The following is a 15,951-nucleotide window of genomic DNA, read 5'->3' as shown; positions in this document are numbered from 1 at the left end:
TCCCCCGGATTTGGAGGATTTTCTTTTCTTTCGTGCTGGCAATTGCCATAATGATGGCAAATATTCCCAAATATGGCGCAGAAAATGAAAGAACCTGGGAATTTTCGCCACAAGCTTCTGCAACTCATCCAGGCCGACGGCAGTCTTTCGCTGGCAGACCTGGCGGAAAAGGCCGGCATGTCGCAAAGTTCGGCTTGGCGGAAGATCCAGGAACTGGAAGCCGATGGCGTCATCCGCAAGCGTGTGACATTACTCGATCCCGGAAAACTCGATCTCAAGCTCTGCGTGATCGCGCATGTCACGCTGGAGGATCATCATGAAGAGGCGGTAGCCTCTTTCGCTTCGGTGGTGCTGGAGCGGCCGGAGATCATGGAGTGCTATGCCTTATCGGGCGCTTTCGACTACATGCTGAAGATAAGGGCGAGGGACGTGGAAAGCTACGAAGCCTTCATGACCCGCTACCTCATGCGCAATCCGCATGTCCGCACCGTCGTATCGAGCTTTGTGCTGCGGGAGCTGAAATTCTCGACCGAACTGCCGCTCTGACGCTTGTTGCCAGATCACCGCGTGCTGTCGCCATGCCAATGACCCGGCATGTGTATCGGAAAGCCTTCGAATGTCTTGAGCGTGTCGAGCACGATCGAGGTCTTTACGTGCTGCACCGACTCGTGGGGTAACAGAACGTCGTTGACGAATTTGGAGAGATCCGCGAGCCCGCGGGTTGCGACCTTCAAGTGATAGTCCATTTCACCGGTCAGCGCATAGGCTTCGAGAACTTCCGGCAGCCCATTGATCAACTGCGAAAATCTGCGGGCATTGTCTCTGTTGTGGGTGGCAAGCGTCACGGAAATGACCACCAGCATATCCAGGCCCAGCTTCTGTTGATCCAGATAGGCCCGGTAGCTGCGAATATATCCCTCAGCCTCCAGTCTCGTCCGCCGGCGCGAGCATTGCGAGGGTGAAAGCGCGATCCGCTCCCCCAGCTCGTTGTTCGTCAAACGGCCGTCTTTTTGAAGCTCCTGGAGCAGGCGCAAATCCAATTTGTCGAGCTGTTCATCCATTGCGTAAAATCTCCGAAATCCTCACGAACCGTGCATAATCTCTTCCTCTGGCGTGAAGAATGCAAGAACTTTGCATGCGTTTTGGGCCACACTTTGCATATCGAAGTCCAGTTCCCAGGAGGAAAAAATGGGCCCTTTTCCGCATGATGCACCGCCCTCGGAAATTACCGCCGACAACCCGGCCGGCACCGACGGATTCGAATTCGTTGAATTCGCCCATCCTGAGCCCGAGAAGCTGCGCGAGCTCTTCACGCGCATGGGCTACATCCCAGTCGCCAAGCACAAGACGAAAGACATCACCGTCTGGCGTCAGGGCGACATCAACTATGTCCTGAATGCGGAAGTCGGCAGCCATGCCGCTCGTTTCGTTGCAGAGCATGGTCCCTGCGCTCCGTCGATGGCATGGCGCGTTGTCGACGCGAAGTACGCGTTCGATCACGCGGTGTCGAAAGGCGCCGTTCCCTATGAAGGGAATGACAAGGCGCTCGATGTCCCGGCGATCGTCGGCATTGGCGGCTCACTGCTCTATTTCGTCGAGACCTATGGTGCAAAGGGATCGGTCTACGATGCCGAGTTCGATTGGCTCGGCGAGCCCAACCCGGATCCGCAGGGGATTGGTTTCTACTATCTGGACCATCTCACCCACAACGTCTTCCGCGGCAACATGGACAAGTGGTGGGACTTTTACCGCAACCTGTTCAATTTCAAGCAGATCCACTTCTTCGATATCGATGGGCGCATCACCGGTCTGGTGAGCCGCGCCATCACGTCGCCCTGCGGCAAGATCCGYATTCCGCTGAATGAATCGAAGGACGACACGAGCCAGATCGAGGAATATCTGAAGAAATACAGGGGCGAGGGCATTCAGCACATCGCCGTTGGAACGGAAGATATCTATGAGGCCACTGACAGGCTTGCCGACAATGATCTGCGCTTCATGCCGGGACCGCCGGAAACCTATTACGACATGTCCTATGAGCGCGTGAACGGCCATAGCGAACCTGTCGACCGCATGAAGAAGCACGGCATTCTCATCGATGGCGAAGGTGTGGTGAATGGCGGCATGACGAAAATTCTGCTCCAGATCTTCTCCAAGACCGTGATTGGACCCATCTTCTTCGAATTCATCCAGCGCAAGGGCGACGAGGGCTTCGGCGAAGGCAACTTCCGCGCTCTCTTCGAATCGATCGAGGCCGATCAGATCAAGCGTGGTGTCATCGGTACTGCGGCGGAGTAAACTCTCAGGGCCACCTCGCGCGTCTGAAAGACGCGCGTCGGCGCGGAGTTTCCGGGGAGGAGTTGAGCAATGGACCTGACATCAATCCAGACTTCCGAGGGCGAAGCCTCGACGGCAAGCAAGCTGAAATATATGCCGGGGTTCGGCAATGATTTCGAAACGGAGTCGCTTCCAGGCGCCTTGCCGCAGGGCCAGAACAGCCCGCAGAAATGTAACTACGGTCTTTATGCCGAGCAGCTTTCCGGCTCGCCGTTTACCGCGCCGCGCGGGACGAATGAAAGGTCCTGGCTTTATCGCATTCGCCCGAGCGTGCGTCACACAAGCCGCTTCTCGAACGCGTCCTATCCGCTCTGGAAAACCGCGCCTTGCCTGGACGAGCATTCGCTTGCCCTGGGGCAGCTTCGCTGGGATCCCGTCCCCACACCCGCCGAGAATCTGACCTTTCTTCAGGGCGTGCGGACAATGACGACGGCAGGCGATGTCACGACCCAGGTGGGCATGTCAGCACATGCTTACGTCTTCAATGAGGACATGGTGGATGATTACTTCTTCAACGCCGATGGTGAACTGCTGATCGTGCCGCAACTCGGCGCCATCCAAGTGTTCACCGAAATGGGCATCATGGACGTGGAGCCCCTGGAAATATGCCTCATCCCGCGCGGCATGATGTTCAAGGTTCTCCGTAATGGCGAGCAGGCGGTCTGGCGAGGATATATATGCGAGAATTACGGCGCGAAATTCACCCTGCCAGACCGCGGCCCCATTGGCGCCAACTGCCTGGCGAACCCGCGCGACTTCAAGACACCTGTCGCCGCTTTTGAGGACAAGGAGAAGCCTTGCCGCGTCCATGTGAAGTGGTGCGGGAAATTCTATGTCACTGATATCGGTCATTCGCCGCTTGATGTGGTCGCTTGGCACGGCAACTACGCCCCCTTCAAATACGATTTGCGGACATTTTCTCCTGTTGGCGCGATCCGCTTCGATCATCCCGATCCGTCGATTTTTTCGGTGCTGACCGCCCCGACCGAAGACGCAGGCACGGCGAATGTCGATTTCGTGATCTTTCCGCCGCGCTGGCTGGTGGCTCAGCACACTTTCCGTCCGCCTTGGTACCATCGCAACATCATGAGCGAATTCATGGGCCTGATCCATGGCCAGTATGACGCCAAGGAGGAGGGCTTCGTCCCCGGCGGCATGAGCCTGCACAACATGATGCTCGCCCACGGGCCGGATGCCCTCGCCTTCGAAAAGGCATCCAATGCCGAGCTCAACCCGGTGAAGCTGGATCACACCATGGCCTTCATGTTCGAGACCCGGTACCCGCAGCAATTGACGAAATACGCAGCCGAGCTTGAAACGCTGCAGGATAATTATCTGGAATGCTGGGACGGCCTGGAACGCAAGTTCGACGGAACCCCCGGTATCAAGTGATGGCATCAAGTGAGGATCGGTCAGGCATCCTCTGGCACGGGAATGGGATATGAAGCTTGCGACGTTGAAAGACTCCACGAGAGATGGCCGGCTCGTTGTCGTCTCCCGCGGCCTTACCCGCTATTCCGAAGTCGGTCACATTGCCCGCACTTTGCAGGCGGCTCTCGATGACTGGGAGCACGTGGCTCCAAGACTCGCGCAGATTGCCGAAGGTATCGAGACAGGAGCCCAGCCGACGATCCGGTTTCACGAACACGACGCCGCATCGCCCTTGCCGCGGGCCTACCAATGGGCCGACGGTTCGGCCTACCTCAACCATGTTGAATTGGTACGCAAGGCGCGGGGCGCCGAGATGCCGGCGAGCTTCTGGACCGATCCGCTGATGTATCAAGGTGGTTCGGACGGTTTCCTCGCGCCGCGAGATCCGATCATCGTGGCTGATGAGACTTATGGGATCGACATGGAGGGCGAGGTTGCCGTCATCGTCGGCGACGTTGCCATCGGTTCTGGTCCGGAAGCTGCGCGCGATGCCATCCGTCTGGTGATGCTCGTCAACGACGTGTCGCTGCGCGGTCTCATTCCGGACGAGCTTGCAAAGGGATTTGGCTTCTTCCAGTCCAAGCCGGCATCGGCATTTTCTCCGGTCGCGGTGACGCCGGACGAGCTCGGACAGTCGTGGGATGGCGGCAAGGTGTGTCAGCCGCTGCTTGTGAGCTTGAACGGCAAGGCATTCGGCAAGGCGAATGCCGGCATCGACATGACGTTTGATTTTGGCCAGCTCATCGCCCATGCCGCCAAAACCCGCAATCTGGTCGCCGGAACGATCATCGGCTCGGGAACGGTTTCCAATAAGCTGGATGGCGGAGCGGGCAAGCCCATCGAAGACGGAGGAGACGGCTACTCATGCATCGCCGAGATCAGGATGATTGAGACGATCGAGACCGGATCGCCGAAGACTCCATTTATGAAGTTTGGGGACCAGGTCCGCATCGAGATGAAGGATCATGCCGGCAATTCGATCTTCGGTGCGATCGAGCAGACGGTCGAAAGATGCAAGGGGTATGGCTGCAGTGAATAACGTCGTTCTTTACGATTACTGGAGGTCATCGGCGAGCTATCGCGTCCGTATTGCGCTCAATCTTTTGGCGATCGACTACAAAACAGTGTCCATCAACCTGTTGGAGGGAGCGCACAGGAAGCTGGAATATCTGGCGCTCAACCCGCAAGGGCTGGTGCCGACATTGGTGATCGACGGGAAGACGCTGACCCAGTCGCTGGCAATCATCGAGTATCTGGCCGAGGTTCGGCCGGAATGCGGATTGCTGCCAACGGATATTGCCGATCGTCAGAAAGTGCGCGCCTTCGCATACGCGGTCGCCATGGACATACATCCGATATGCAACACGCATGTCGTGGCGCATCTCATGACCGTAACGGACAAGACCGAGGCCCGCGAGGAATGGATGAAGCATTTCATCACGGACGGACTTCGTAAGCTGGAAGCGATGATCGACCCAGCCGATAAAGAATTCAGCTTTGGGGATACACCGACAATGGCGGACCTCTGTCTTGTTCCGCAGGTCTACAATGCCCGCCGCTGGGGAGTGGACATGACCGATTTCAAGCGCATCGTCGATATCGATGGCAAATGCGCCAAGCTGTCAGCCTTCCAGGCTGCCCATCCTGACTGCGCGAAACCTTAACGCAAAGGGCACGTTTGGAGTGCGCGGGAGCACGACCGATGAGGCGGCGCACGGCTATTGCGATCACCGCTTTTCCCGCCGATCTTCTCAACCGCATCCTGCTATGTTTCTCCGGTGCCCAGGCCAAGGGCTGAACCCTGCTGCATCACTTGAGTTAGGTCGAAATCACCGAATGGCTCGCGACGTCTCTCGTGGCGCTCGTCGCACCGACCGCCGGCTGAGCTTCCAAAGTCGACTTGGATACCGTGCTGATCACGCGGCATCAGCAGAAGAGGAGCGGACGATATCGGTGGCGTGGTGATATACTCATCCCAGGAGGAGGTCTCGCGCTGGCCGTCGAGCGGTTTGCGCGATGCCACAGGGCTTGGCCGCGGCATCCCGCCTCGGCCCAGGAAGGGAAGGAGACAACGCATGAACAATGTAGCGATCCACCCAATCGTGGATTCAGGATACCGGGCGACCGATGCGTCATTTGTCGGCGGCACGCTAGTATGCAATTGCGCGAGCAATCCGGTGAAAGTCCGCGTCAAGGGCGATATTGCCCACAACCATGCTTGCGGCTGCACGAAATGCTGGAAGCCGCAGGGTGCGGTCTTTTCCGTGGTTGCCGTCGCGCCGACGGCGAACGTCGAGGTTCTGGAGAACGGAAACAAGCTGGCGGTTGTCGACGCGTCCGCGCTGATCCAGCGCCATGCCTGCAAGGATTGCGGGGTTCACATGTACGGGCCTGTCGAGCGCGATCATGCCTTTCAGGGGCTGTCCTTCGTCCATCCCGAACGGTTCCAGGAAAGAGGCTGGGCAGCACCCGGCTTTGCCGCCTTCGTGTCGTCCATTATCGAAAGCGGATACGCCCCCGGGAAGATGGGCGCCGTACGCTCGCATCTCAAGGAAGTTGGGCTTGAACCTTACGATTGCCTGTCGCCCGGGCTGATGGACTTGATCGCCACGTGGACGGCGAAAAAGGCGGGGGTTCTCGCGGCCTGACATGTCGCGGAAATTCGCTTTCGGTACCGTCGCGATTCTCGCGGCGGTGCTGCAGGATAAAGGCACTCGACGCGCCTTCGCCCAGATGCGGGTCAGTCCTTGGCCGTCATGGCTGCCCGCAACGCGTCGTTGATACGCTCCTGCCAACCTGAGCCGCCAGCCTGGAAGTGGGCGAGAACCTCGCTGTCGAGCTTCAAGGTTACAAGTTCCTTCACATTCGGCAGAGTGGGCCGCTCGACGGCCGATGTCGCCGGTTTCTTGACAGGTTTGAACAGGGCCTCGGCCGCTTCATGCGGGTTAGCGGGGCGTCTCGGGGTGCGCATGCGCGTTTCTTCCTGTTTTTCGAGCCGGACCATTCGAGCTCGAGACCGGGTTTGTCAATAGGATCTGTCGTATCGTCAAGTGGAAACACCGGAGGCGATCTTCAAGAGTGGGAAAACTGCCGCCCACCTCAGGGCGAGCCCGCCTTCAAGCCCGCATGTCCCATGTCCCTAAGCAGCACATCCCTTCAGGAAGATATCCGCACACATTCTCGCCCTCGCAGCGATCTCTTCGATGTTGGGCGCCGGCAGCTGGCGCAGCATCGCGGCCCGTTGGGGTTCCATGATCATCATGCCGCGCAGCATGCCGCAGGCAGCGTGCGGGTCCTCGAGCTTGATCAGCCCGCGTTCCACCTGGCGGCGCAGCCAGTTTTCCATCGACGTGTTGGTGCGCACGATCGCCTTCTCGTAAAACGAGGTGGCGAGTTCGGGAAAGCGGTCGGATTCGCCGATGACGAGGCGGGTAATCGTGATCGTGTCCTGCGAAAGCGTCAGCATGCCATAGGCCATCAGCATGCGCTCCAGCCCCTGGCGGAGCTCGACCGTCGCCAGTGTGCCGGGGTCAAGCGCCAGCAGGAAGCGTCCGGTGCGATCCGAGACCATTTCGGAAAACAGATCTGCCTTCGTTGGAAACAGGCGATAGAGCGTCTTGGTTGAAACGCCGGCTTCCTGCGCGATCGCAGCGATGCTGACCGCGGCATAGCCACTCTCGTGGAACTGCCTGTTGGCGGCTTCGATGAGCACGCCGCGCGTATCTTCGTCACACCGTACCTGCGGCCTGCCGCGCGGCTTTTTCTCGATATTGTGATTTTCGACCATCGTGATTTTCCAAATTCTTGTTGACTTCTCCTTATTAACTCATATTTTGGAAAATATCAAGTTTCCTAAATTGGACTTGAGCCGAATTTCAAGGCCGCGGCCAAGACGACAGCGACCTTCCACAAGGAGAGAGACGATGTCCGTCACGAAGCTGCATGCTCTGAACAACAACGGCGTCCCGGCCGATATGCCGGCCACCGAAACCACCGCTGAAGCCACACCTGCAACGCTTGACGCCGGCAAGACGCCGCGTGTCACCGAGCCTGCCGTCGCGCCCGCTACAGAGGCACCGGTCCGCAAGCGCGGCGGTCGCTCGCTGCTGATCGGCGTTGCTGCTATCGCCATCATCGCCGCCGGTGCCTATTACGGCCATGATTACTGGACGGTCGGCCGCTTCGAGGTCTCGACCGATGATGCCTATGTCCAGGCCGACAGTACTACGGTTTCCCCGAAGGTTTCAGGCTATCTTATGGAGGTCCTCGTTGCCGACAATCAGGCGGTGAAGGCTGGCCAGCCGCTCGCCCGCATCGACGACCGAGATTTCCGCACTGCGCTCGATCAGGCAAAGGCCGATGTTGCCGCTGCCGAAGCAACCGTCAACGCCAAGCAGGCTTCGCTCGATATCCAGCAGTCGACCATCGCCGCCGCTCGCGCCACGCTCGACGTTGACCGGGCCAACGAGACCTTCGCGGAGCAGAACAACAAGCGCTATACGAACCTGGCCACCAACGGTTATGCGCCGGTTCAGACCGCCCAGCAGGCGGCTTCGGCAATCGCCGCCGCCCAGGCTACGATCGTGCGCGACAGCGCTGCCCTCGACGCCTCAACGAAGCAGGTCGAGCTACTGAATGCCGAGCTTGCCCAAGCAAGGGCGACACTTGCCCATGACCAGGCTGTCATGCATCAGGCTGAGCTCAACCTCTCCTATGCGACGATCGTTGCGCCCGTCGACGGTACGGTCGGCAACCGTACGCTGCGCGTCGGCCAGTATGTTCAGGCCGGCACCCAACTGATGGCAGTTGTGCCGACGACAGCTGCCTATATCGTTGCCAATTACAAGGAGACACAGCTGACCGATGTCCACTCCGGCCAGCCTGTCGCCATCGAGGTCGATATGTTCCCGGGCCGTACCTATCACGGCCATGTCGACAGCCTGTCGCCGGCAAGCGGCCAGGAATTCGCACTGCTGCCGCCTGACAACGCCACCGGCAACTTCACCAAGGTCGTCCAACGCATCCCGGTAAAGATCGTGCTTGATGGCGATGCCGCAGAAAAGGGCGATCTGCGCCCAGGCATGTCCGTCCAGCCGAGCATCGACACCAAAGTCGATGCTACCAGCAACTAAGCGAAGGGCAGGAGGTCGTGTCATGTCCAGTGTCGCAACAACGTCAGGCGCTATCCCGCAACCGCGCGCCAGCACCAAGGAATGGATCGCCGTTCTCGCCGGCATGATCGGCGCCTTCATGGCGATCCTCAATATCCAGATCACCAATGCTTCCCTCCTTGATATCGAGGGGGGCATTGGCACAGGCGTCGACAACGGCGCCTGGATCTCCACCTCCTACCTCATCGGCGAGATCGTCGTCATTCCGCTGACGGCCTATTTCAGCAATGTCTTCTCGTTCCGCCGCTATATCCTCGTCAATTCCATCCTCTTCCCGATCTTTTCGATGGCCTGTGCCTTCGCCCATGATCTCGGCACGATGATCCTGCTGCGCGGTCTGCAGGGCTTTGCCGGCGGCGTGCTTATCCCCATGGCCTTCACCATGGTGCTGACCAAGCTGCCGAAGAGCCAGCAGCCGCTCGGCCTTGCCGTCTTTGCTTTGTCGGTCACCTTCGCCCCGGCCATCGGCCCGACGATCGGTGGCTACCTGACCGAGAATTACGGCTGGCAGACGATCTTCTTCATCAACACCATCCCGAGCCTCATCATGGCGGCGGCTCTCGCTCTGACGCTTGAAAAGCAGCCGATGCAGCTTCACCTTCTGAAGGAGGGCGACTGGGCCGGCATCGTCACCATGGCGATCGGCCTTTCGGCGCTGCAGACCGTACTGGAAGAAGGCAACAAGGACGACTGGTTCTCCTCGCCCTTCATCGTCAAGCTCGGCATCTTGGCCTTTGTCTTCCTGGCCGCCTTCATCTGGATCGAGCTCACCGTCAAGAAGCCGCTGGTAAAGCTGCGCCTGCTCACACAGCGCAATTTCGGCATCGGCGTGCTGGTCAACGTGCTGGTCGGTGTGGCGCTCTTCGGCACGGTCTATATCCTGCCGCAATATCTCGGCCAGGTGCAGCGCTATAATGCCGAGCAGATCGGTAATGTGCTTGCCTGGACCGGCCTGCCACAGCTCTTGCTGATCCCGCTGGTGCCGGTTCTGATGAAGCGCTTCGATGCCCGCTATATTGGCTTCCTTGGCATCTCGATCTTCGCAATCAGCTGCTTCATGAACATCACGCTCTCGGCCAATAATGCCGGCGACCAGTTCTGGATCCCGAATATCGTGCGCGCCATAGGCCAGGCCCTGGTGCTGACCCCGATCACCGCGATCACCACCGCCGGCATTGCGCCCGCAGATGCCGCTGCTGCCTCGGGCCTCACCAACATGCTGCGTAATCTTGGTGGTGCGGTCGGCACGGCTTCGCTCGGCACCATCCTGACGAAGCGCGAGCAGTTCCACTCGAACATCATCGGTCAGTCGATCACATTGACCCGTGACGAGGTGCGCGACCGCCTGACCCAGCTCACAGGTTATTTCACCCAGCACGGTGTTACCGATCCGGCCGTCGCATCGCAGAAGGCGATCGTCGTGCTCGGCCAGATCATCAAGCGCCAGGCCCTCATCATGGGTTTCAGTGATACGTTTGCGGTCATCGGCGTGGTATTGGCGCTGGCAGCAATTGCCTTGCTTCTGACCAAGAAGCCGCAGGCCGGCGGGGGTGCGGGCGCCCATTGAGGTACCCGACCGAAATAGAAACAGGCCCGATGGGCCTGTTTTTTGCGTCTCGGGCAGCCCGATTAGCGATGATGGAGATATGCTTTTCAGGCGCCGTTATGCGGCCTTGAGCAAGGGCAGCAGTTGCGCGCCCTGCCGTTTGATCTCCGAAAGATAGGGCGTGTCGGAGAGCACGAAATGGCTGATGCCGAGCTCCTGGTATTTGCGCAGCGAGCGGGCGACATCTGCGGGGGAGCCGACCAGCCAGGTCGTGCCCGCGCCGCCGCCGCCGAATTTGCCGGGCGTGGTGTAAAGATTGTCGTCGAGCACTTCACCGCGCTGATGAAGGTCGAGCAGGCGCTGCTGCCCGACGGCGACGGCCCGCTGGTGGTCGTGCCAGCCGGAACCGCTATTTTCTGCCATTTCGGCGACCTTCGCCTCGGCATCGGCCCAAGCTTCTTCTGTCGTATCGCGAACCAGCGTCGTAATCCTCAGGCCGAATTGAAGCGGCGGCAGGTCGCGGTCGAGATCGCGGCTCAGCCGCTTCAAACGGTCGATCCGTTCCCGCACGCCATCAAGTGGTTCGCCCCAGAAGAGCTGGACGTCAGCTTCGGTGGCCGATACGCGCTCGGCCGCTTCCGATGCGCCGCCGAAATAGAGTTTCGGATGGCGGCGCTCGCCGCGAGCCTCGATGCGTGGAACGACGGTGGATTCGCTGACCCCGAAATGCTCGCCGGCAAAGGTGACGTTTTCCTCGGTCCATAATTTGCGCACCAGCCGCATGAATTCCTTGGTGCGGCCATAGCGATGCGCCTGATCGCCCTCGCTGTCGCCATAGGCGGCCAGATTGTCTTTGCCGGAGACGATGTTGACGCGCACACGTCTGCCGGTGAGATGATCGAGCGAGGCGGCCGCCGAGGCGAAATTCGCCGGTCGCCAGTAACCGGGACGGATCGCGATCAGCGGCTCGAAGGTTGTTGTCCGTGCCGCAAGTGCAGTTGCCAGAGTAAAGGTGTCCGGCCGGCCCCAGCCGGTGCCGATGAGCGCGCCCTTCCAGCCATGCTCTTCAAGTGCCTTGGCATGGCCCGTCAGCGTTTCCAGGCTGTTGTGATTTTCTGCTGCCGAATCGCCACGGTGGCCGGGTTTGACGGCATTGGGGATGTACCAGAGGAATTCCGGATTGCTGCTCATGCGATGCGCCTGCGGTTCTCTATGATTGGATCAACAAGGATAGGATAGCCCGGCTACCCCGTGTCTCTGCGGTGATGTATTATCCGGCCGCCCGGGCGGCTTCGCCCTGCTGCGCCTTGAGTGCCAGGCCGTTCGGCGGGCGGCGAAGGCCGAGATTCTCGCGCAGTGTCGTGCCCTCGTACTCTTCCCGGAAAAGACCGCGCTTGCGCAGGATCGGCACGACCTGATCGACGAAGTCAGTCAAACCTGTCGGCAGGACAGGCGGCATGATGTTGAAGGCGTCGGCGGCACCATTGTCGAACCATTCCTGCATCGCGTCCGCGACCTGTTCCGGCGTGCCGACCACCGTGCGGTGGCCGCGGGCAGTGGCGACCGCCAGATAGAATTCGCGCAGCGTCATATTGTTGCGGGAGACCAGATCGGTGACCAGCTTTAGGCGGCTCTTGTTGAGCTCGGTGTTGTCAGGAAGCGGCGGGGCCGGATCGTCGAGCGAATAACCGGAGAGATCGACGCCCTTGTAGTGGCGTGACAGGATGTTCCAGGCGACCGAAGGGTGAACGAGCGACTGGATATAGTCGTAATTTGCTTTGGCCTCAGCCTCCGTGCCGCCGAGCACCGGGAAGATGCCGGGGCTGATCAGCAACTCGTCCGGGCTGCGGCCGTAGCGGGCAAGACGTCCTTTGACGTCGGAGTAGAATTCCTGAGCGTCTTCCAGCGTCTGGTTGGCGGTAAAGATCATCTCGGCGGTGCGCGCTGCGAGCTCGCGTCCGGGCTCGGATGCGCCGGCCTGGACGATGACGGGGTAACCCTGAACTGGGCGTCCGACATTCAACGGCCCGCTGACACTGAAGAACTGGCCCTTGTGATTGAGCTGATGCACCTTGTCCGGATCGAGGTAGACGCCGCTTTCCTTATCGCGGATGAAGGCATCATCCTCGTAGGAATCCCATAAGCCCTTCACCAGGTCGACGAATTCCTCGGCCCGTGCGTAGCGGTCGGCATGGGCCGGGTGGCCAGGGATAGAGAAATTCTTGGAGACATCGGCGCCTGTGGTGACGACATTCCAGGCCGCACGCCCCTTGGAAATATAGTCGAGCGAGGCGAATTTACGGGCGAGCAGATAGGGGTCTTCGTAGGTGGTGGAGGCAGTCGCGACAAAGCCGATATTATTCGTCACCTGCGAAAGCGCCGCCCATAGGGTCACTGGCTCGAAATGAGCGCTCTGGGCCGTGCGGCGCAATGCTTCCGGATCCTTGGCGCGCTCCCAGCCGGCGGGGCTGTCGGCAACGAAAACCAGGTCGAACTTGCCGCGTTCGGCGGCCTGAGCCAGTTCGCGATAGTGATCGATATTCAAGCCGGCATCGGCCTGCGCGTCCGGGTGGCGCCAGGCAGCAATATGATGCCCCGTTGCCATGATGAATGCGCCAAGCCGTATCTGTCTTTTCTGACTGGCCATGATGACGATCTCCGTTGGTTTCAGGCGGCGCGGCGGCCGGGGGCATCAACGCCGAGCCGGCTCAGAAGACGGGTTCGGATTTGTGCGAAGCGCGGATCGCCGTGATCGCGCGGCGCCGGCAGGTCGATGCGCAGATCCTCCACGAAACGGCCCTCGTCGAGCACCAGGATCCGGTCGGCCAGCGAGATCGCCTCATCGACATCATGGGTGACGAGCAGAACGGCGGGGCGGTGTTTTGCACAAAGCTCCCGCAAGAGGTCATGCATCTTCAGCCGGGTCAGCGCATCGAGCGCGCCGAAGGGTTCGTCCGCCAGGAGCAGGGCCGGCTCGCGCACCAGTGAGCGGGCGAGCGCCACCCTCTGCTGCTCACCGCCGGAAAGCTGGTTCGGCCAGGCAGTTTCCCGTCCTTCGAGACCGACTTCGGCGAGCGCCTTGCGTCCGGCTTCCTGCCCGGTTTCACCCGGCAGGCCGAGCGTGACGTTCTGGATGACCGTGCGCCAGGGCAGCAGGCGGGCATCCTGAAAGACCACTGAGAGTTTTTCCGGCGTCTCGAGCGTACCCGTTCCCTCGACCTCGTGGTCGAGGCCGGCAAGGGCTTTGAGGAAAGTGCTCTTGCCTGATCCGCTTTTCCCGAGCAGGGCCACGAACTCGCCCTCGCCGATATCGAGATCCACGCCGTCGAGGATCGTCTTTGCAGCAAAACGCCGCACGAGATTTGCGACGTGGACGGCCGGCTTTAATTGGCCAGAGTGCGGCGCCATGAAAGAACCCTCCGTTCGAGCAGTCGGACGAGACCGTCCGAGATGAGGCCGAGCAGCACATAGACCACGAGGCCGACAAGAATGACGTCGGTCTGGCCATAGGTGCGGGCAAGATCGATCATGTAGCCGAGGCCGCTGGTGGAGTTGATCTGTTCGACCACTACGAGCGACACCCAGCAGAGCGTGACGGCGAAGCGCAGACCGAGAAGGAAACCGGGCAGGGCGCCGGGCAGTACGACCTGGAAGATAAAGTCCTTTTGGCTCATGCTCAGCGTCTCGGCGAGCTCGACGTAACGGCTGTCGATGCTACGCAGTGCATTGTGGGTGTGGATGTAGATGGGGATGATGACTGCAAGCACGATGGTCGTGACCTTCATGCCTTCACCAATCCCGAACCACAGGATAAAAAGCGGGATCAGCGCCAGCGTCGGGATGGCGCGCTTGATCTGGATCGGGCCATCGATCAGCGCCTCGCCGATGCGGGACAGACCGGCGATGACCGCGAGAGCCGTGCCGATGACAAGGCCGATGCTGAGACCCAGCAGCGCGCGCGTCGCAGACGTCACGAAGTTGTCCTGCAGGCGGCCCTCGGCGATCAGCCGTCCGAAGGCCTCGACGACCGTCCAGGGCGCCGAGAGAATGCGCGGATCGATCCACCCCAATGCCGATCCGGCAACCCAGGCCAGCACCAGCAGTGCCGGACCGATCTGCAGTCCGAAGGGTATCTCGCGTCCGGGGCCGAGCCTGCGGCGGGCTGCGGGTTTTGCCGAGGCGGTGACACCAGCGCTTCCGCGCGATGATATCCGTGATGTCTTGACGTTATCTGCATCCCAAGTGGTTGCCATGCTTGCGATCTCCTCTTTTCGCTACGGAACGGCACGCGCGATCACTGGCTTCTTGGCAGAGCGCCTGCAGCGATTTTTTCGAAGCGGTTGTCGAAGATCTGTTCGACGTCGAAGGGCTTGTAGCCAAGCTCGCTGGCCAACAGGTTGATGGTTTCCTGATGGCGCTTCTTCACGTCCGCCCAGCTATCGGGGATGACCTGGGTACCTGCGAGCTTGATAAGAAATTCGGCATCCTCGCGGCTCAGGCCCTGCTGGCCGATGTAATATTCCTTAATCCAGATCTCGGGATTCTGATCGACCCATTCGGTTGCGCGCGCCCAGAGGCGGACATATTCGGCAAGGGCGGCTGCTTTTGCGGGATCGTCCAGCACCCATTGCGGTGCATAGAGATGGGAGGGGTCATCACGCAGGCCGTGCTCGACGAGGCTTGCGCCATCGGAGCCATACTGGCTGATGTAGCGGCGGATATTGACACCGCCGAGCGGCGCGATATCGACCTGCTTGCTGGCAAGTGCCTTCGGATAGACATCGCCGGTACTCGGCAACTCGACCAGCGTGGCGTCTTTCTTCGTCAGGCCTGCGGCATGGAGCGCGCGAAGCACGAGCGTGCCCTGGGCCTGGCCGGGGCTGAAGGCGATGCGCTTGCCGCGGAAATCTGTGAGCGACTTGACGTCGACGCCAGGCGCGATGCCGAAACGGTAGATTGGATTGGCAATCGGGTCCTTGCGTTCGCGATAGGCGATGTTGCGGACGGGCAGGTTGTTCCATGTTGCGAAGATCGACGGGATTTCGGCCACAGAGCCGACATCGAGAGCGTGCGCGCGGAAGGCCTCGGAGGTCTGCGGGCCGCCGCTGAGATTGGCCCATTTGACCTCGAAGGTGAGTTCCTTGATGAGGCCGGAAACCTCAAGGGCCTTCTGCGTCACCGGATCGCCGATCGTCAGGACCGTTCCCGACGGCACCTTGTCGAGCAACGGCGCACTCGTCTCGGCCACCGCCACGTTGCTGAACATGCCGAGGGAGATGAGGCCGAGCACAGCCGTTCCCAATGTTTTTGCCAATGTCATCGTTGATGTTTCCCGTTTGAGGTTGCAATGTCAGGAAGCGATGACGGGAAGGGTGTCGAATTCTCTATAAAATCTATAGACTATTTATTTCTTTCGTTTGCCGGTTCATGAAAAATCCTACCAATTGTGCAGGCGTGACAGACGCG

The 15,951-nt window shown here is 60.1% G+C and carries 16 protein-coding genes; 8 read left to right on the top strand and 8 right to left on the bottom strand.

Annotated elements, in window-relative coordinates; genetic code table 11:
• Positions 1–84 precede the first annotated feature (84 nt).
• A complete protein-coding gene (locus AC1DM5_RS08280) occupies positions 85–546 on the top strand; it encodes an Lrp/AsnC family transcriptional regulator (RefSeq protein ID WP_037097333.1) in 462 nt (153 codons plus the stop codon).
• A 14-nt stretch (positions 547–560) separates the two neighbouring features.
• On the opposite strand, the gene AC1DM5_RS08275 is transcribed toward AC1DM5_RS08280, so the two are convergent.
• On the bottom strand, positions 561–1,061 hold the full coding sequence (locus AC1DM5_RS08275; RefSeq protein WP_007822559.1) for an Lrp/AsnC family transcriptional regulator: 501 nt from the start codon (positions 1,059–1,061) through the stop codon (positions 561–563).
• Between the two features lie 127 nt (positions 1,062–1,188).
• Between AC1DM5_RS08275 and hppD the strand changes: the two genes are divergently transcribed.
• From hppD to gfa, 5 genes are all read left to right on the top strand, one after another.
• Complete coding sequence (gene hppD / locus AC1DM5_RS08270; RefSeq protein ID WP_477818750.1) at positions 1,189–2,298, top strand: 4-hydroxyphenylpyruvate dioxygenase; 1,110 nt, start codon at positions 1,189–1,191, stop codon at positions 2,296–2,298.
• Between the two features lie 69 nt (positions 2,299–2,367).
• Complete coding sequence (gene hmgA, locus AC1DM5_RS08265; protein ID WP_477974842.1) at positions 2,368–3,729, top strand: homogentisate 1,2-dioxygenase; 1,362 nt, start codon at positions 2,368–2,370, stop codon at positions 3,727–3,729.
• Positions 3,730–3,778: 49 nt separating this feature from the next.
• Positions 3,779–4,807 (top strand): fumarylacetoacetate hydrolase family protein, encoded by a 1,029-nt coding sequence (locus tag AC1DM5_RS08260; protein WP_477818748.1) that lies wholly within the window; start codon positions 3,779–3,781, stop codon positions 4,805–4,807.
• Positions 4,800–5,432, top strand: a complete 633-nt coding sequence (gene maiA, locus AC1DM5_RS08255) for a maleylacetoacetate isomerase (RefSeq protein ID WP_477974859.1) — start codon at positions 4,800–4,802, stop codon at positions 5,430–5,432. The genes AC1DM5_RS08260 and maiA overlap by 8 nt, the downstream gene beginning before the upstream one ends.
• A gap of 411 nt (positions 5,433–5,843) precedes the next feature.
• Complete coding sequence (gene gfa / locus AC1DM5_RS08250; protein ID WP_477818747.1) at positions 5,844–6,416, top strand: S-(hydroxymethyl)glutathione synthase; 573 nt, start codon at positions 5,844–5,846, stop codon at positions 6,414–6,416.
• A gap of 92 nt (positions 6,417–6,508) precedes the next feature.
• Here the strand turns inward: gfa and AC1DM5_RS08245 are convergent, their stop codons facing one another.
• A complete protein-coding gene (locus AC1DM5_RS08245; protein ID WP_477818746.1) occupies positions 6,509–6,739 on the bottom strand; it encodes a BrnA antitoxin family protein in 231 nt (76 codons plus the stop codon).
• 168 nt (positions 6,740–6,907) lie between these two features.
• Entirely contained in the window at positions 6,908–7,555 is a 648-nt protein-coding gene (locus AC1DM5_RS08240; protein ID WP_477818745.1) for a TetR/AcrR family transcriptional regulator, read from the bottom strand.
• Positions 7,556–7,691: 136 nt separating this feature from the next.
• Here AC1DM5_RS08240 and AC1DM5_RS08235 point away from each other — a divergent pair, with 136 nt between their 5' ends.
• Together AC1DM5_RS08235 and AC1DM5_RS08230 are read left to right on the top strand one after the other, a co-directional pair.
• A complete protein-coding gene (locus tag AC1DM5_RS08235; RefSeq protein ID WP_477818744.1) occupies positions 7,692–8,900 on the top strand; it encodes an HlyD family secretion protein in 1,209 nt (402 codons plus the stop codon).
• A gap of 22 nt (positions 8,901–8,922) precedes the next feature.
• A complete protein-coding gene (locus AC1DM5_RS08230) occupies positions 8,923–10,506 on the top strand; it encodes a DHA2 family efflux MFS transporter permease subunit (RefSeq protein WP_477818743.1) in 1,584 nt (527 codons plus the stop codon).
• A gap of 96 nt (positions 10,507–10,602) precedes the next feature.
• On the opposite strand, the gene AC1DM5_RS08225 is transcribed toward AC1DM5_RS08230, so the two are convergent.
• The 5 genes from AC1DM5_RS08225 to AC1DM5_RS08205 form a co-directional block, all read right to left on the bottom strand.
• Entirely contained in the window at positions 10,603–11,676 is a 1,074-nt protein-coding gene (locus AC1DM5_RS08225) for an LLM class flavin-dependent oxidoreductase (RefSeq protein WP_477974840.1), read from the bottom strand.
• 79 nt (positions 11,677–11,755) lie between these two features.
• The gene (locus tag AC1DM5_RS08220; protein WP_477818742.1) at positions 11,756–13,132 is read right to left on the bottom strand and encodes an LLM class flavin-dependent oxidoreductase; all 1,377 of its coding nucleotides are present in this window, start codon (positions 13,130–13,132) and stop codon (positions 11,756–11,758) included.
• Between the two features lie 20 nt (positions 13,133–13,152).
• Positions 13,153–13,893, bottom strand: coding sequence for an ABC transporter ATP-binding protein (locus tag AC1DM5_RS08215; protein ID WP_310382384.1), 741 nt, complete (start codon positions 13,891–13,893; stop codon positions 13,153–13,155).
• Complete coding sequence (locus AC1DM5_RS08210) at positions 13,869–14,738, bottom strand: ABC transporter permease (protein ID WP_477818741.1); 870 nt, start codon at positions 14,736–14,738, stop codon at positions 13,869–13,871. Before AC1DM5_RS08210 ends, AC1DM5_RS08215 begins: the two co-directional genes overlap by 25 nt.
• Positions 14,739–14,779: 41 nt before the next feature.
• Positions 14,780–15,805 (bottom strand): ABC transporter substrate-binding protein, encoded by a 1,026-nt coding sequence (locus AC1DM5_RS08205; RefSeq protein ID WP_477818740.1) that lies wholly within the window; start codon positions 15,803–15,805, stop codon positions 14,780–14,782.
• Between the last annotated feature and the right edge of the window lie 146 nt (positions 15,806–15,951).

Source organism: Rhizobium sp. 01T437, from assembly GCF_056398505.1.
The sequence above is the reverse complement of the archived record's forward strand: the minus strand, read 5'-3'. Positions and strand labels throughout refer to the sequence as shown.

Coding starts and splice junctions, on each gene's coding strand:
- AC1DM5_RS08205 (WP_477818740.1), bottom strand. CDS start 15,805: ATGACATTGGCAAAAACATTGGGAACGGCTGTGCTCGGCCTCATCTCC.
- gfa (WP_477818747.1), top strand. CDS start 5,844: ATGAACAATGTAGCGATCCACCCAATCGTGGATTCAGGATACCGGGCG.
- AC1DM5_RS08275 (WP_007822559.1), bottom strand. CDS start 1,061: ATGGATGAACAGCTCGACAAATTGGATTTGCGCCTGCTCCAGGAGCTT.
- AC1DM5_RS08225 (WP_477974840.1), bottom strand. CDS start 11,676: ATGAGCAGCAATCCGGAATTCCTCTGGTACATCCCCAATGCCGTCAAA.
- AC1DM5_RS08210 (WP_477818741.1), bottom strand. CDS start 14,738: ATGGCAACCACTTGGGATGCAGATAACGTCAAGACATCACGGATATCA.
- AC1DM5_RS08235 (WP_477818744.1), top strand. CDS start 7,692: ATGTCCGTCACGAAGCTGCATGCTCTGAACAACAACGGCGTCCCGGCC.
- hmgA (WP_477974842.1), top strand. CDS start 2,368: ATGGACCTGACATCAATCCAGACTTCCGAGGGCGAAGCCTCGACGGCA.
- AC1DM5_RS08260 (WP_477818748.1), top strand. CDS start 3,779: ATGAAGCTTGCGACGTTGAAAGACTCCACGAGAGATGGCCGGCTCGTT.
- AC1DM5_RS08280 (WP_037097333.1), top strand. CDS start 85: ATGAAAGAACCTGGGAATTTTCGCCACAAGCTTCTGCAACTCATCCAG.
- AC1DM5_RS08245 (WP_477818746.1), bottom strand. CDS start 6,739: ATGCGCACCCCGAGACGCCCCGCTAACCCGCATGAAGCGGCCGAGGCC.
- AC1DM5_RS08215 (WP_310382384.1), bottom strand. CDS start 13,893: ATGGCGCCGCACTCTGGCCAATTAAAGCCGGCCGTCCACGTCGCAAAT.
- AC1DM5_RS08240 (WP_477818745.1), bottom strand. CDS start 7,555: ATGGTCGAAAATCACAATATCGAGAAAAAGCCGCGCGGCAGGCCGCAG.
- AC1DM5_RS08230 (WP_477818743.1), top strand. CDS start 8,923: ATGTCCAGTGTCGCAACAACGTCAGGCGCTATCCCGCAACCGCGCGCC.
- AC1DM5_RS08220 (WP_477818742.1), bottom strand. CDS start 13,132: ATGGCCAGTCAGAAAAGACAGATACGGCTTGGCGCATTCATCATGGCA.